Annotated in this window: 13 protein-coding genes; 8 read left to right on the forward strand and 5 right to left on the reverse strand. The window is 64.5% G+C overall.

Annotated features, from left to right (window positions below; genetic code table 11):
* Nucleotides 1-50: 50 nt before the first annotated feature.
* Nucleotides 51-539 carry a heme-binding protein gene (locus EWH21_RS12760; RefSeq protein WP_277698478.1) on the forward strand — a complete coding sequence of 163 codons (489 nt, stop codon included), beginning with the start codon at nucleotides 51-53 and terminating at the stop codon, nucleotides 537-539.
* A 384-nt stretch (nucleotides 540-923) separates the two neighbouring features.
* Entirely contained in the window at nucleotides 924-2,177 is a 1,254-nt protein-coding gene (locus EWH21_RS12765) for an OprD family porin (RefSeq protein ID WP_047592052.1), read from the forward strand.
* A 34-nt stretch (nucleotides 2,178-2,211) separates the two neighbouring features.
* On the opposite strand, the gene EWH21_RS12770 is transcribed toward EWH21_RS12765, so the two are convergent.
* Nucleotides 2,212-3,714, reverse strand: a complete 1,503-nt coding sequence (locus tag EWH21_RS12770) for a PLP-dependent aminotransferase family protein (RefSeq protein ID WP_277698479.1) — start codon at nucleotides 3,712-3,714, stop codon at nucleotides 2,212-2,214.
* Between the two features lie 122 nt (nucleotides 3,715-3,836).
* Here EWH21_RS12770 and EWH21_RS12775 point away from each other — a divergent pair, with 122 nt between their 5' ends.
* Both EWH21_RS12775 and EWH21_RS12780 read left to right on the forward strand, forming a co-directional pair.
* Nucleotides 3,837-5,042, forward strand: coding sequence for an FAD-dependent oxidoreductase (locus EWH21_RS12775; protein WP_277698480.1), 1,206 nt, complete (start codon nucleotides 3,837-3,839; stop codon nucleotides 5,040-5,042).
* Nucleotides 5,043-5,302: 260 nt separating this feature from the next.
* Nucleotides 5,303-5,536, forward strand: coding sequence for a DUF2798 domain-containing protein (locus EWH21_RS12780; protein WP_037047473.1), 234 nt, complete (start codon nucleotides 5,303-5,305; stop codon nucleotides 5,534-5,536).
* Between the two features lie 6 nt (nucleotides 5,537-5,542).
* Here the strand turns inward: EWH21_RS12780 and EWH21_RS12785 are convergent, their stop codons facing one another.
* The 3 genes from EWH21_RS12785 to EWH21_RS12795 form a co-directional block, all read right to left on the reverse strand.
* On the reverse strand, nucleotides 5,543-6,043 hold the full coding sequence (locus EWH21_RS12785) for a hypothetical protein (RefSeq protein WP_277698481.1): 501 nt from the start codon (nucleotides 6,041-6,043) through the stop codon (nucleotides 5,543-5,545).
* A 163-nt stretch (nucleotides 6,044-6,206) separates the two neighbouring features.
* Complete coding sequence (locus EWH21_RS12790) at nucleotides 6,207-7,100, reverse strand: chemotaxis protein (RefSeq protein WP_277698482.1); 894 nt, start codon at nucleotides 7,098-7,100, stop codon at nucleotides 6,207-6,209.
* Between the two features lie 60 nt (nucleotides 7,101-7,160).
* Nucleotides 7,161-8,183 (reverse strand): zinc-dependent alcohol dehydrogenase family protein, encoded by a 1,023-nt coding sequence (locus tag EWH21_RS12795; protein ID WP_037047479.1) that lies wholly within the window; start codon nucleotides 8,181-8,183, stop codon nucleotides 7,161-7,163.
* A gap of 219 nt (nucleotides 8,184-8,402) precedes the next feature.
* Between EWH21_RS12795 and EWH21_RS12800 the strand changes: the two genes are divergently transcribed.
* The 4 genes from EWH21_RS12800 (at nucleotide 8,403) to EWH21_RS12815 (ending at nucleotide 15,325) form a co-directional block, all read left to right on the forward strand.
* On the forward strand, nucleotides 8,403-9,317 hold the full coding sequence (locus EWH21_RS12800) for a LysR substrate-binding domain-containing protein (protein ID WP_037047481.1): 915 nt from the start codon (nucleotides 8,403-8,405) through the stop codon (nucleotides 9,315-9,317).
* Between the two features lie 175 nt (nucleotides 9,318-9,492).
* Entirely contained in the window at nucleotides 9,493-10,731 is a 1,239-nt protein-coding gene (mexE, locus tag EWH21_RS12805; RefSeq protein WP_277698483.1) for a multidrug efflux RND transporter periplasmic adaptor subunit MexE, read from the forward strand.
* A gap of 29 nt (nucleotides 10,732-10,760) precedes the next feature.
* A complete protein-coding gene (locus EWH21_RS12810) occupies nucleotides 10,761-13,940 on the forward strand; it encodes an efflux RND transporter permease subunit (RefSeq protein ID WP_037047484.1) in 3,180 nt (1,059 codons plus the stop codon).
* Entirely contained in the window at nucleotides 13,937-15,325 is a 1,389-nt protein-coding gene (locus EWH21_RS12815; protein ID WP_277698484.1) for a TolC family protein, read from the forward strand. The genes EWH21_RS12810 and EWH21_RS12815 overlap by 4 nt, the downstream gene beginning before the upstream one ends.
* A gap of 77 nt (nucleotides 15,326-15,402) precedes the next feature.
* Here EWH21_RS12815 and EWH21_RS12820 read toward each other — a convergent pair.
* The coding region (locus EWH21_RS12820; protein WP_277700592.1) for a transposase at nucleotides 15,403-15,526 on the reverse strand (124 nt) is incomplete at its 5' end.

Below are 15,526 nucleotides of genomic sequence, written 5' to 3' on the forward strand. Positions count from 1 at the left end.
GGGCATGCGACCAGACTGGCGACTCCTGATCCGACTGAAAGGAAAGTCCCATGACTCGTTCATCCCTAGCTGCCCTGCTCTGCTCGTTCGCCCTCGTCAACGTCGCCAACGGCGCGGTTCTCAATGAAGGCAATCTGTCGACGGCCGACGCGCAGAAACTCGCCAGTGCGACCGTCGCGGCCTGCTCCGCCAAAGGTTACAACGTCAGCGCTTCGGTGGTGGATCGTGCCGGCCTGCTGAAGGCCTTTGCCCGCGCGGACAACGCTGGCCCACACACGATCGAGGCCAGCAGGGCCAAGGCCTTCACCTCGGCGTCGGCCAAGGCCCCTACGCTGGCAATCATGGAGAACGCGCAGAAGAACCCCGGCGCAGCCAACCTCACCGATATTCCGGGTTTCCTGTTGCTGGGTGGCGGGGTTCCGGTCAAGGCCGGCGACACAGTCATCGGGGCCATCGGTGTGGCAGGTGCTCCGGGTGGTCACCTGGACGCACAGTGCGCCGATGAGGTCCTGGCAGCGAATGCCGCGTTGTTTCGCTAAGCGATCGTAACGCGAGTAGTCATTCGCGGCCTTGGCCACCGCCGGTTGCTGAAGCTGGCGGTGGCCTGGTCCCTGTCTCCCGGACAAAAAAAGACCGCACTGGAAGACCCAGGCGGTCACAAGTCGTCTTAACCAAAGGAGATGAAGTGGAGCCAGAGCAACGACCTTGTCACGGAGTCAACTGTCGCTGCCCAGGAATCTTCATCGGGACGAAGCCTACCGGGTGCATCCGCAAACACCCCATCGAAGTCATCGATAGTGATCATCAATCAGCTCAAATAGTGCCGCCGGCAGCATGGTGATAACTCTAAGCGCGCCCTCTGGGCCGGGCCTTACCTCGATGTGAGGCACGTTTAGAACAGCACACAAACACCGGGAGCACTCATGTACAGAAAACACGGTCTCGCGCTGGCCTGCAGCCTCGCGCTTGGTGGCCAGTTGGCGCACGCCAGCAGCCAGTCCGAAGCCAACGGTTTCGTCGAGGATGCCAGCCTCAACCTGTTGCTGCGCAACGCCTATTTCAACCGCGACTACAAAGACCGCACCAACGATGCCAAGACCTGGGGCCAGGGTTTCATCACCACCTTCGAGTCCGGCTTCACCCAGGGCACGGTCGGCTTCGGCGTCGACGCCTTCGGCCTGCTGGGCATCAAGCTCGACAGCGGTCGTGGACGCAACTACCGCGCCTTCTTCGACACCGACGGCGACGGTCGTCCGGTCGATGAGCTTTCCCAGGCCGGCGGTGCAGTGAAACTGCGCGTCTCCAACACCGTGATCAAGTACGGCAACCAGTTCCCTTCCCTGCCCGTTCTGGCGCATGACGACAGCCGCCTGCTGCCGCAGTCCTTCACCGGTACGCTGGTGACCAGCAACGAGATCGAAGGCCTGGAGCTGAATGCCGGGCGCTTCACCGCCGACAGCCCGATGGGCGACTCGGCGCGCGACCCCAACCGTCTGAAGAGCATCGATGTGCTCGGCGGCAGCTACGCCGTCAGCGATGACCTGAGCCTGGCGGTCTACCACGCCGACCTCGAGGACATGTACAAGCGCTACTACGCCAACGTCAATTACAACCTGGCACTGGCGGCCGATCAGGCGCTGAACTTCGACTTCAACATCTACCGCACCAAGTACGACACCGGCTCCAGCGCAGCGCTGGACCTTGGCGGCGATGGCGAAGGCGACCGCAACACCATCTGGAGCCTGGCCGCCAAGTACAGCGTCGGCGCCCACGCGTTCATCCTCGCGCATCAGCGCAACAGCGGCGACGCCGGCTTCGCCTACGACTACGGTGATGGCGGCAGCAGCATCTACCTGGCCAACTCCTACTACTCGGACTTCAACCTGAAGGACGAGCGTTCCTGGCAGGCCAGCTACGAGCTGGACTTCGCCGAGTACGGCGTGCCGGGCCTGCGCTACAAGTTCGCCTACGTCCGTGGCGACAACATCGACACCGGTAACGACAACGAGGGTACCGAGCGCGAGATCTTCAACCAGGTCAGCTACACCGTCCAGAGTGGCGCGGCCAAGGATCTGCACCTGCGCCTGCGCAACTCGATCTATCGCTCGAGCACCGATGTCGGTCCGGACCTCAACGAGATTCGTGCGTTCGTCGAGTACCCGCTGAGCATCCTGTGATGCCCCCTGCCCCGACCCTGGTCGGGGCAACCCTTCATGCCCGCAAGGCCTGTACGAGAGCCTTGGCCGAATCCTCGATCGCCGCTTCGTCGTAGGCGGCGAACCCCATCATCAGGCCGGGTGCCTGCGTATTGGCGACCCAGTAGCGCGACAGCGGTATCGAGCCGATGCCGGCCTCCTGCAAACGCTCGAACGCCAGCTGTTCATCCTCGACGTGCAAGCGGCAGGCGATGTCCATCCCCGCGCGAATCTCCGGCACATCGATCAATCCGCGCCAATGCCTGTGCGCGGCTTCGGCAAAGGCATCGGCCCGGGAAGCGTAGATCTTGCGCATGCGCCGCACGTGGCGGTCGAAATGTCCTTCGTGAATGAAATCGGCCAGCACCGCCTGCGCCAGGCCGTTGGCATGCCGCGACAACAGCGCCGAAGCGCGGGTGAAAGGTTCGACCAGATGCTCGGGCAGCACCAGGTAGGCCAGGCGGATCGCAGGAAACAGCAGCTTGCTGAACGTGCCGGCCATGATCACCGAGTGCTCGGCGCCCGGCATGGAGCGCAGTGCCGGGATGGGTTTGGCGATGAAGCGGTACTCGCTGTCATAGTCATCCTCGAAGATATGGCTGCCCTGCTCCTGCGCCCATTGCAGCAGGGCCAGACGCCGCGCGGGCGACAGCTCGCCGCCCAGAGGCGCCTGGCGCGAAGGCGTGACGTACGCCAGCCGCGCATCACGTGCCAGGCGCACGCCTTCGTCGACCCTGAGGCCGGCCTGATCCACCGGCACGTCCACACGCCTCACACCGGATACCTCCATCAGCTGGCGTGCGCCCGGGTATCCCGGGTCTTCCATCCACACCTGCGATTCGCCCGGCGCCAGCAGCCGCAGGCACAGGTCCAACCCTTGCTGCACGGTGCTGAGCAGGAGAATGCGCGACGCTGACACCTGCACCCCACGGGCAATGGCCAGGTAGCCTGAGACCGCCTCGCGCAACGCGGGCAAGCCCGCCGGATCGGAGTCCAGCAGCATGGACAGGCGCGAGCTGCGCAACTGCTGGGTATGCAGCTTGCGCCACAGGTCGATGGGAAAGGCCTTGATGTCGCCACGATGAGGGAAGAAAGGGCGCAGTCCACTGGGCAGCGTGCGTCGGGAGAAGATCGGATCGATCTCCGCCAGGCGATTCAACCAGGGCGTGTCGGGGGCGCTGCGGCTTTCCTTCACCTCGGCCACCACCTTGCGCCGGACGTATCCCGCGTTCAGCGTCGGGTCCGGCAATACCTCGCTGACGCGTGTCCCGCTGCCGGTTCGAGCCTGCAGGTAGCCCTCGGAAAGCAGCTGTTGATAGGCCGCCTGTACCGTGCCACGGGCCAGCTTGTAGTACTCGGCCATGGCGCGCGTGCTGGGCAGCTTGCTGCCTGCGGGAAGACGCCCGAGGAGAATCGCGGCGCGCAGCGACTCATACAGCCAGCTCTGCAGGCTGACACCCTCTTCCGGCGTTCCCAGCGGCAGAAAGACCACCTCTGGCGGTGTTTTGTCGGCAGCCATGTGCCCTCCGAAGTGGATCAGTAACTCTTGCAAAGATTGGATCAATACACTGATCCAATGCAACCGCACAATCCATCCCGTAGTCAGCCAGTACCTTTCTTCTTCGCTACGGGAACAACGACATGAAACAACGAATCCTGATCATCGGCGCCGGTTTTGCCGGCATGTGGAGCGCGCTGAGCGCCATTCGCCTGCTGGACCAGCAGCAGCGTCTGGATGTGAGCGTCACCCTCCTCGCCCCGCAAGCCGAACTCCGCGTGCGCCCGCGCTTCTACGAAACAGACCTGGCTACCACCGTTGCCCCGCTCGGCCCGCTGTTCGATGCGGTCGGCGTGAATTTCGTGCAAGGCTGTGCGACGCGCATCGATGCCGCCGGCAAGCGCGTCATCTACCGCGAAACGGGCGGCGCCCAGGCCGAACTGAGCTACGACCGGCTGATCCTGGCCTCGGGCAGCCAGGTCGCCCGCCCTCCTCTGGCCGGTATCGACCGCTTCGCCTTCGATGTCGACAGCTTCGAATCGGCGCAGAAGCTCGAGGCTCATCTGCAGAGCCTGCGTGACAAGCCGGCCAGCCAGGCGCGAAACACCGTGGTGGTGGTCGGAGGCGGCTTCACCGGCATCGAAACGGCAACAGAAATGCCGGCGCGCTTGCGCGCCATCCTCGGCGACGAGGCAGATGTGCGGGTGATCGTCGTCGACATGGGCAAGCAGGTGGGGAGCGCGATGGGCGAGCAGATCGCCTCGGTGATCGCCGGAGCCAGCGATGCGCTGGGGGTCACCTGGAAGCTCGGCAGCCCGGTATCGATGGTCGATGAACAGGGCGTGCAAGTCGACGATGGCGAGCGCATCGAGGCCAGCACTGTGGTCTGGACCGTGGGGGTGAAAGCCTCGCCGCTGACCCAGCAGATCGATGGCGAGCGCGATGCCTTCGGACGCCTGCATGTCGACCGCAACCTGAAGGTACTGGGCCAGGACAGCATCTATGCCACCGGCGATACGGCCTATGCCGCCGTGGATGAGCTGGGCAACCATGCGCTGATGACCTGCCAGCACGCCATCGCCCTGGGGCGCTCGTCGGGGAACAACGCGGCAGCCGATCTGCTGGGTGTCGAAGCGATCCCCTACAGTCAGCCCAAGTACGTGACCTGCCTCGATCTCGGCGCCTGGGGAGCGGTCTTCACCGAAGGCTGGGAGCGCAAGGTGCTGCTGACCGGCCAGGAAGGCAAGGCCATCAAGACCGAGATCAACACCAAGTGGATCTACCCGCCGGAGGCCAAGCGCGACGTCGCGCTGGCGGCGGCCGACCCGCTGATCCCCGTCGTTGCCTGACCCGCTGCCAGCCCCGGACGCCCTGTGCGTCAGGGGCTGCGCCGTTGCGAGTTGCGCACGGCCACGGCGAAGCGTGCCGCTCGACAGCGCAACCACCTGACATCACACCCACCAAGCGGTATATGCTCGAGGCCAGACCTGATTGCAGCCCCTGGCGACAGTCGCCTGGTCATACGGGCAAGGCCCTGCCACGCCGCCACCCTCTGGCGAATCCGGGTCGAAGTGCCTTGTCGCGGGTCTTTGACTGCAGGAGAGTTCGCGTGCCACGCATCAATCGCCAGTACCGGCCGCAGGTATTCGGGCTGCTGCAATCCGCCATCACCAGCGCCATCGCGGCGTTGATCGCCAACCCCAAGGGGATGGCACTGGGTCCGTTCATGCTCAGCTGGAGCACGACCTGGTTACTGACCTGGCTGAGCATGATCCCGGTGGTACTGCTGGCTGCACCCTATGTCCGGCGACTGACCGATCTCATCGTCCAGCGCGAGGACTGACTGCCCTCAAACCAGCCCGTACGAGTGGCTATCCTCGTCCGAGGCGGCCTGCATCTCGGCGCGTTCCTGCATGCGCTGGGCAATCGTCTCCTCCACCGCCTTCTGCTGTTCAGGCGGCATGGACTCGATATCTTCCTCGGTTAGGCCCATTTCCTTGAGTATGCGGTCGCGCATCTTTTCCGCCGGCGTCATCGCCATGTAGGCCTTGAACGCCTCGAGTGCGGCCTTGCCGTCGTCTTCCTCCTTCTCCTCCACCTGTCCCGAGCCGACGCTGGTTTCGGTCTGCTCATCGGCGCTGTTCTGCAGGGCTACCCGCAGGCGGGCAAACCCCTCTTCCGTGGCTTGTCTGGCCTGGAATTCGCGCTCCGACTCGGCATTTGCCGTGCGCACGGTTTTCCCGACCTCGCGTGTAACGAGCACTTGCTCATCCTGCTGCTCGTTCTGCTTGCCGCGGAAACCGCTCAGCGACACGCCACTGTAGTTGCCTACGCCTCCAATGATACTCATGCCTCGCTCCTTGACTGAGTTGCAGTTGCCAGGGGCTTGGAATCAAGGCGCGTGCCAACATGAAAGAATGACGCAAGCCACTGAAAACACGGAGCTTGTTCGTTTTCGACGGTGGCAATAGGAGGCAAGACCTTGCCGCTGGGCGGCAAGGTGGCAACGAGAGTCAGTGCGAGTCGCTGATCTGCCGGAAGGCGTCCAGCAGTGCCCGGGAGAGGTCGACCGAGGAGAACTTGGTCAGCATCGCGTTGGCACCGACCGAGCGGGCCTTTTCGGTATTCATGGTGCTGTCCAGTGAGGTGTGCAGCAACACGTAGGTATCGGCGATGTCGGCGCTGCGGCGGATTTCCCTCACCAGGCTGTAGCCGTCCATCTCGGGCATCTCGATGTCGGACACCAGCAGCTCGAAGGGCATGCCCGCCTGGCGATATTCATGCAGTTGCTGCAGCGCCGCCTGGGCACTGCGTACCGCCGTGCAGTCCAGGCCCAGCTGGCGCAGGACGTTGAGCGTCTGCTGCAGCGCGACCTGCGAATCGTCGACCAGCAGCACACGTCGTCCCTGCAGGATCTGTCCGTCCTGGCCATCGAGCAATTGCCCGACCGGCGCCTCTTCCAGGGCAGGCGTGATGTCGTGCAACACCTTCTCGATATCGAGAATCTGCACGATGGAGCCGTCGATCTGGGTCACCCCGGTGATGAAGGCCCGGTTGCCTGAGCCTGCGGGTGGCGGGCGCACGTCGCGCGTGGAGCACTGCACGATGCGCTCGACGCTCTTCACGTGCAGCCCCTGGCGCGAGCGGCTCAGCTCGGTGACGATCAGGCAGCCGTCGTCCTCGTCGGCGGCCCCGGCCTCGCCCGTGGCACGCGACAGGTCGATGACCGTCAGCGCGGAGCCACGCAACGTGGCGATGCCGCGCACGTTCGGCCCACGGTTGGGCAGCTTGGTCAGCGGCGGACAGGGAATGATCTCGTTGACCTTGAGCAGGTTGATTCCCAGCAGTCGGCCGCTATGCAAACGAAACAACAGCAGAGACAGCGCGTCGCCGGTGATGAGACTCATGAAACGATCCTTGAACGAACGGTAGGCCTACCGGGTATAGCGACCAGCTGGCTGCGGACTTTAATCCGCAGCCAGTTTCAAGGCGACTCGCCCGCGGTTGGGGCAGGTTTCCATGTAGCGATGCGCCTCGACGAAGTCCTCGAAGTCGAACACCTTGTCGATCACCGGCGTCAGCAGGCGGTCGGCCGTCATCTGGTTGATGTGGGTGAGCGCGCGTTGCACCGCCTCGTTGTTGGGCTCGATGCCCAGCTCCGGGCAGCCGGTGAAGTCCAGCACGCAGTGACGGAAGAACTGCAGGTGCTTCTTGAAGGCGGCGCAAGCCGGGAACGCCGTGTCGTTGCCACCGTTGATGCCGTACAGGATCAACTTGCCACGCGGCGCGGCGATGTCACCCAGCAGCTTCATCTGCGGCCCGGCGCACTGGTCGAGAATCACTTCGACGCCCTTGCCCTCGGTGTAGCGTTCGACTTCGAGCACCAGGTCCTGCTCCTCGGTCGCGATCACCTTGTCGGCACCGAGACCACGCAGGAACTCGCGATCATCCGCCGAGCTGGTGGAAACGATCACCTTCGCCCCCAGCGCCTTGGCCAGTTGCACGGTCTGCGGCGCCATGCAGTGGCTGGCTTCGGTGATCAGCACATGCTGCCCCGGCTTCAGGTGCGCCAGGTCGACCAGCGCCAGGTAGCCGAACAGCAGGCTGGTGTAGTGCACGCTGGCCTCCAGCGGACTGAGCACCTCGGGATAGCGGGTCAGGGCGTGGCTGGGCATCAGCACCAGATCGCCCCAGGTCGGATAGCGGTTCGGCGTGCTGGCCGGGAAGCCGGCGACGGCGGTGCCGATCTCGAAATCGCTGACGCCTTCGCCCAGGGCGGCGATGGTGCCGGCCAGTTCGAAGCCGGTGCCTGCCGGAAGCTTGGCCTGCTCGGCCGCCAGGTTCTGACGCCACAATACGTCTTTCCAGCCCAGGCCGACCGCCTGAACGCGCACCAGCACCTCACCAGGGCCGGGCACAGGCGTCGGAACCTCTTCGTACTGGAGCACATCGGCATCGCCGAACTTATGAAAACGGATCATGCGGGACATCGCTTACCTCGAGCTTGATCGCGGATTAACACTTCAATGATTGTGGACTCTATCCGCTGTGCGACGGCGACACTATCAGACTCTATCGATAGTCTTCATGCCTGTCAGTGATTCAGCGACTTTCAATCCGCTGCGCACTGCCCGTACTATTTGTGCCGGCAAGGCTCTCATTTGCAACGCGGTGCTGACAAGGCCCGTGTCCCCTCGGATGGTACCTGGATGAACCGCAACGACCTGCGTCGCCTCGATCTGAACCTGCTGATCGTCTTCGAGACGCTGATGCACGAACGCAGTGTGACCCGGGCTGCTGAGAAGCTGTTTCTCGGCCAGCCAGCCATCAGCGCGGCGCTGGCACGCTTGCGCACGCTGTTCGATGACCCACTGTTCGTGCGTACCGGGCGCAGCATGGAGCCGACGCCACGGGCACAGGAAATCTTCGCCCTGCTCTCGCCGGCGCTGGACTCCATCTCCACGGCGGTCAGCCGCGCTGCGGACTTCGATCCGGCAACCAGCAAGGCGGTGTTTCGCATCGGCCTCTCCGATGACGTCGAGTTCGCCCTGCTCCCCGCCCTGCTCCGCCGCCTGCGCGCCGAGGCACCAGGCGTGGTGCTGGTGATTCGCCGTACCAACTACCTGATGATGCCGGGGCTGCTGGCCTCCGGGGAGATCTCCGTGGGCGTGGCCTACACCGAGGAGTTGCCGGCCAACGCCAAGCGCAAGGTCCTGCGGCGCAGCAAGGCCAAGCTGTTGCGTGCAGACACCGTGCCCGGCGCGCTGAGCCTCGATGACTACTGCGCGCGCCCGCATGCCCTGGTGTCCTTCGCCGGAGACCTCACCGGTTTCATCGATGACGAGCTGGCCAAGGTCGGGCGCGAACGCCACGTGGTACTGGCCGTGCCGCAGTTCAACGGCCTGGCCACCCTGCTGGCGGAAACCGACATCGTCGCCAGCGTGCCGGACTACACCGCCGCGGCCCTGACCGCAGCCGGTGGCCTGCGCGCCGAGGACCTGCCGCTGCCAGCGCAGACATTCGAACTGCACATGGCCTGGCGCGGCGCGCAGGACAACGACCCGGCAGAACGCTGGCTGCGTTCGCGCATCCAGATGTTCTGCGGTGACCCCGACAGTCTCTGAAAACGCACCATGCAGGTGCCGGCAGGAACTTTCGCGCACTGCCATGGTTCCAAATTGATATAACTCTGTCTTTCATCATTCCTGATGATATTCAACTTCATGGTGTTCGATTCGTAGCACCCTCTGACTCGCCGCAGACTCCGCCCATCCACAAATCCGACTGGCGGAGTCATCTATGGAACAGCATCACAAGAACATCTGGATATTCCCCCTGGCGCTCGCCAGCGTCATCGCCCTGAGCGGCTGCGATCAGGCGCCTCAGACTCAGGCGCAGATGCCGGCCCCCAAGGTCAGCGTCGCCGAAGTCATCGAACAACCGATCAACGAGTGGGATGAGTTCACCGGCCGCCTGGAGGCACCGCAGTCGGTCGAGATTCGCCCGCGCGTGTCGGGCTACATCGATCGCGTGGCCTTCGACGAAGGTTCGCTGGTGAAGAAAGGCGACCTGTTGTTCCAGATCGACCCGCGTCCATTCCAGGCCGAAGTCAAACGCCTCGAGGCCCAGCTGCAACAGGCGCGTGCCAACCAGGCACGTGCAGCCAGCGAGGCCCGCCGTGGCGAGCGCCTGCGCCAGAGCAACGCCATCTCCGCCGAACTGGCCGATGCCCGTGCCAGCGCCGCGACCGAAGCCAAGGCAGAGGTCGCCGCCATCGCCGCCGAACTGGAGAACGCTCGCCTCAACCTCGGTTTCACCCGCATCACTTCGCCCATCGACGGTCGCGTCAGCCGCGCCGAGATCACCGAAGGCAACCTGGTCGGTGCCGGCGAAAGCCTGCTGACCTCGGTGGTGTCCACTGACAAGGTCTACGCCTACTTCGATGCGGACGAGCGCGCCTTCCTCAAGTATGTGGAGCTGGCTCGCGAATCCGGCTCCGATGCCCGTGGCGCCAGCCCGGTCTACCTCGGCCTGTCCGATGAAGCCGATCACCCGCACCTGGGCCAGCTGGACTTCCTCGACAACCAGGTCAACCCGCGCACCGGCACCATCCGTGGCCGCGCCGTCTTCGACAACGAGGATGGCCGCTTCACCCCCGGCCTGTATGCGCGCCTGAAGCTGGTCGGCAGCAAGCCCTACGCCGCGACGCTGATCAAGGACGAGGCCGTCGGCACCGACCTGGGCAAGAAGTATGTTCTGGTGCTGGGCGCCGACAATGCCGTGGCCTATCGCGCCATCGAGCTGGGGCCGAAGCTGGAAGGCCTGCGTATCGTGCGCAGCGGTCTGAGCAAGGGCGAGAAGATCGTCGTCAACGGCCTGCAACGTGCCATGCCGGGCGCCACCGTCGACCCGCAGCCGGTGTCGATGGCCGATGAGGGCACGCTCGAGCAACTGGCTCGCATGCGCCAGGCCGTCGATAGCAGCCAGGCCCCGCGTGTCGCCGCCGAAAAAATCGATGCTCACTCTCCGCGCGGCTGATCACGCCAGCGTGACTTGAGGAAAGATCCATGAATTTCTCGCAATTCTTCATTCAGCGGCCGATCTTCGCCGCTGTGCTGTCACTGCTGATCCTGATCGGCGGTGCCATCTCGCTGTTCCAGCTACCGATCAGCGAATACCCGGAAGTGGTGCCGCCCACCGTCGTGGTTCGCGCCAACTTCCCCGGCGCCAACCCCAAGGTGATCGGCGAAACCGTGGCCTCGCCACTGGAGCAGGCCATCGTCGGTGTCGAGGGCATGCTCTACATGTCGTCGCAATCGACCAACGACGGCAAGCTGACCCTCACCGTCACCTTCGCCCTGGGTACCGACCTGGACAACGCCCAGGTGCAGGTGCAGAACCGGGTCACCCGCACCATGCCGACGCTGCCCACCGAGGTACAGCGTCTCGGCGTGACCGTGGACAAGGCCTCGCCTGACCTGACCATGGTGGTGCACCTGACCTCGCCGGATCAGCGCTACGACATGCTCTACCTGTCCAACTACGCCGCGCTCAACGTCAAGGACGAGCTGGCACGCCTGGACGGTGTGGGTGACGTGCAGCTGTTCGGCATGGGCAACTACTCGCTGCGTGTCTGGCTCGACCCGAACAAGGTCGCCTCGCGCGGCCTGACCGCCACCGATGTGGTCACCGCGATCCGCGAGCAGAACCGTCAGGTCGCTGCCGGTGCGCTGGGCGCGCCGCCATCGGACGCCGGCAACAGCTTCCAGCTGTCGATCAACACGCAAGGCCGCCTGGTCACCGAGGAAGAGTTCGAAGACATCATCATCCGTGTCGGAGAGAATGGTGAGATCACCCGTCTGCGTGATATCGCCCGCGTCGAACTCGGCTCCAACCAGTACGCCCTGCGCTCGCTGCTGAACAACCAGCCGGCCGTGGCCATCCCGGTGTTCCAGCGTCCTGGCTCCAACGCCATCGCCATTTCCGATGCGGTGCGTGAGCGCATGGCAGAGCTGAAGCAGAGCTTCCCGCAGGGCATGGACTACGAGATCGTCTATGACCCGACCATCTTCGTCCGTGGCTCCATCGAAGCGGTGGTGCACACCCTGCTCGAGGCCATCGTGCTGGTGGTGCTGGTGGTCATCCTGTTCCTGCAGACCTGGCGCGCCTCGATCATCCCGCTGGCCGCCGTGCCGGTTTCGCTGATCGGTACCTTCGCGGTGATGCACCTGTTCGGTTTCTCGCTCAACGCCCTGTCGCTGTTCGGCCTGGTGCTGGCCATCGGCATCGTGGTGGACGACGCCATCGTTGTGGTGGAGAACGTCGAACGCAACATCGCCCTGGGCAAGTCGCCCGTCGAGGCCACGCGCCAGGCGATGAAGGAAGTGACCGGCCCGATCGTCGCCACGGCCCTGGTGCTGTGCGCGGTGTTCATTCCGACCGCGTTCATCTCCGGTCTCACCGGGCAGTTCTACCAGCAGTTCGCGCTGACCATCGCCATTTCCACCGTGATCTCGGCGGTCAACTCGCTGACGCTGTCGCCGGCCCTCGCCGCCATTCTGCTGAAGGATCACCACGCGCCGAAAGACCGCTTCTCGCGCATCCTCGACAAGCTCTTCGGTGGCTGGCTGTTCGGCCCGTTCAACCGCCTGTTCGACCGCGCCAGCAACCGTTATGTCGGCACCGTGCGGCGCGTACTGCGTGGCAGCAGCATCGCCCTGCTGGTCTATGGTGGCCTGCTGGTGCTCGGCTACATGGGTTTCTCCAGCACCCCGACCGGCTTCGTGCCGCAGCAGGACAAGCAGTACCTGGTGGCGTTCGCCCAGTTGCCTGACGCGGCCACGCTGGACCGCACCGAGGCAGTGATCAAGCGCATGTCCGAGATCGCGGCCAAGCATCCGGGCATCGAGAACACCGTGGCGTTCCCGGGGCTGTCGATCAACGGTTTCACCAACAGTCCGAACAGCGGCATCGTGTTCACCCCGCTCAAGCCATTCGATGAGCGCAAGGACCCGTCGATGAGCGCAAACGCCATCGCGGCCGAGCTCAACGCCCAGTTCGCCGACATCCAGGACGCCTACATCGCGATCTTCCCGCCGCCGCCGGTACAGGGGCTCGGCACCATCGGTGGCTTCCGCCTGCAGATCCAGGATCGCGGCAACCTGGGCTACGAAGAGCTGTACCTGCAGACCCAGAACATCCTCAACAAGGCGCGCCAGTTGCCCGAGCTGAACCCCATGTCGGTGTTCACCAGCTACCAGGTCAACGTGCCACAGGTGGATGCTGCCATCGACCGCGAGAAGGCCAAGACCCACGGCGTCGCCATCAGCGATATCTTCGACACCCTGCAGGTGTACCTGGGCTCGCTGTATGCCAACGACTTCAACCGCTTCGGTCGGACCTACCAGGTCAACGTCCAGGCCGACCAGCAGTTCCGCCTGGAGCCGGAGCAGATCGGTCAGCTCAAGGTGCGCAACAACCGTGGGGAAATGGTGCCGCTGTCGACCTTCGTCAAGGTTGACGACAGTGCCGGTCCCGACCGCGTGATGCACTACAACGGCTTCCTCACCGCTGAGATCAACGGTGCTGCGGCGCCGGGCTACAGCTCGGGTCAGGCCGAAGCGGCGATCGCCAAGCTGCTCAACGAAGAATTGCCCATCGGCATGACCTTCGAATGGACGGACCTGACCTATCAGCAGATCCTCGCGGGCAATACGGCGATCTTCATCTTCCCGCTCTGCGTGCTGCTGGCCTTCCTCGTGCTGGCTGCCCAGTACGAAAGCTGGAGCCTGCCGCTGGCGGTCATCCTGATCGTGCCGACCGTGCTGTTCGCCGCCATTACCGGGGTGATCATCGCGGGCATCGACAACAACATCTTCACCCAGATCGGCTTGATCGTACTGGTGGGCCTGGCGTGCAAGAACGCGATTCTGATCGTCGAGTTCGCCAAGGAGAAACAGGAGGAAGGTCTCGATCGCATCGCCGCCGTGCTGGAAGCCTGCCGCCTGCGTCTGCGCCCGATCCTGATGACCTCCATCGCCTTCATCATGGGTGTGGTACCGCTGGTGCTGTCGAGCGGTGCCGGTGCCGAGATGCGCCATGCCATGGGTGTGGCCGTGTTCTCCGGCATGATCGGCGTGACCTTCTTCGGTCTGCTGCTCACCCCGGTGTTCTATGTCCTGATCCGTGGGTTCGTGGAGAAGCGCGAAGCCAAGAAAGCCGTTCGCCTGCAGGAGTCGCATGCATGAAAGCCTTTGCCCCCGCCCTCCTGACCCTGGCGCTGTCGGCCTGTGCCGTAGGCCCGGACTACCGGGCACCCGCTACCGACCCGGCGCGCATCGACGCGCTGGAGAGCGCCGACTACGACCGTTCGCGCTTCGAAGCGACCTGGTGGCAGCAATTCGATGACCCGACGCTGAATCAGCTGGTGCAGCGTTCGCTGCAGGACAACCGCGAGCTGCGCGTGGCCTTCAGCCGCCTGCGTGCAGCCAGGGCGATCCGCGACGATGTTGCCAATGACCGTTTCCCGACGGTCACCAGCCGCGCCAGCGGTGAGTTCGGCAAGGCGCAGCAGCCACCGACCAGTGAAGACCGTATCCGTCAGGAACGCTACGACCTGGGCCTGGACATGGCCTGGGAAGTGGACCTGTTTGGACGCATCCAGCGTCAGCTGGAAGCCAGTGAAGCGCGCATCGAGCTGGCCGAGGCCGACTACTATCAGCTGCAGGTCAGCCTGATCGCCGAACTGGTCGATGCCTACGGCACGCTGCGCGGCGCGCAGCTGCGCGAGAGCATCGCCCGCAAGAACCTGAAGAACCAGCAGGACTCGCGCGCCATCACCGAGCAGCTGCGCGATGCCGGCGTCGGCAACGAACTGGACGTGCTGCGCGCCGATGCACGACTGGCCGCGACCGAGGCCAGCCTGCCGCAGTTGCAGGCCCAGCAGGTGCGTGCGCAGAACCGTATCGCCACCCTGCTCGGCCAGCGGCCGGAGCAGCTGGAGATCGACCTGACGGCGAAACCCTTGCCGGTGATCGCCAAGGCCCTGCCGATTGGCAACCCGGCCGATCTGCTGCGTCGACGCCCGGACATCCGTGCGGCCGAGCGCCAGTTGGCGGCTGCTACCGCCGAGGTCGGCGTGGCCACTGCGGACCTGTTCCCACGGGTCAGCCTGTCGGGCTTCCTCGGCTTCACCGCTGGCCGTGGCTCGCAACTCGGTGCATCTGCAGCACGCGCCTGGGGCGTGGCGCCCAGCATCACCTGGGCGGCGTTCGACCTTGGCAGCGTGCGTGCCCGCCTGCGCGGCGCCGAGGCCGAAGCGGACGGCGCGCTGTCGCAGTACGAGCAACAGGTGCTGCTGGCGCTGGAAGAATCGGAAAACGCCTTCAGTGACTACGCCAAGCGTCAGCAGCGCCTGATCTCGCTGGTGCGTCAGGCGGAAGCCAGCCGTGCAGCCGCCGAGCAGGCGGCGATCCGTTACCGCGAAGGTACGGTGGACTTCCTGGTGTTGCTGGATGCCGAGCGTGAACGCCTGGCTGCCGAAGACGCCCAGGCTTCGGCCGAGGTCGAGCTGTACAGCGGCATCGTCGCGATCTACAAGGCGCTCGGTGGCGGCTGGCAACCCCAGACCTGAACCCGCTCTCCCCCGGATCGGCTGCCCTGCCGATCCTCCTCAGCCCCAGGGATGATGCCCTGGGGCTTTTTTTAGGTTCATCGCGCTTTCCCGGGGAAGGCGGCCTTGATTTTCAGGAAGAAATAGTCAGAGTCCCGGAAGCCATAGGCCATCCGCTTGATCACCTTGATGCGGTTGTTCACGCCTTCCAGGACGCTGGTG

This window comes from Pseudomonas sp. REST10, from assembly GCF_029542605.1.
Classification (GTDB): domain Bacteria; phylum Pseudomonadota; class Gammaproteobacteria; order Pseudomonadales; family Pseudomonadaceae; genus Aquipseudomonas; species Aquipseudomonas khazarica.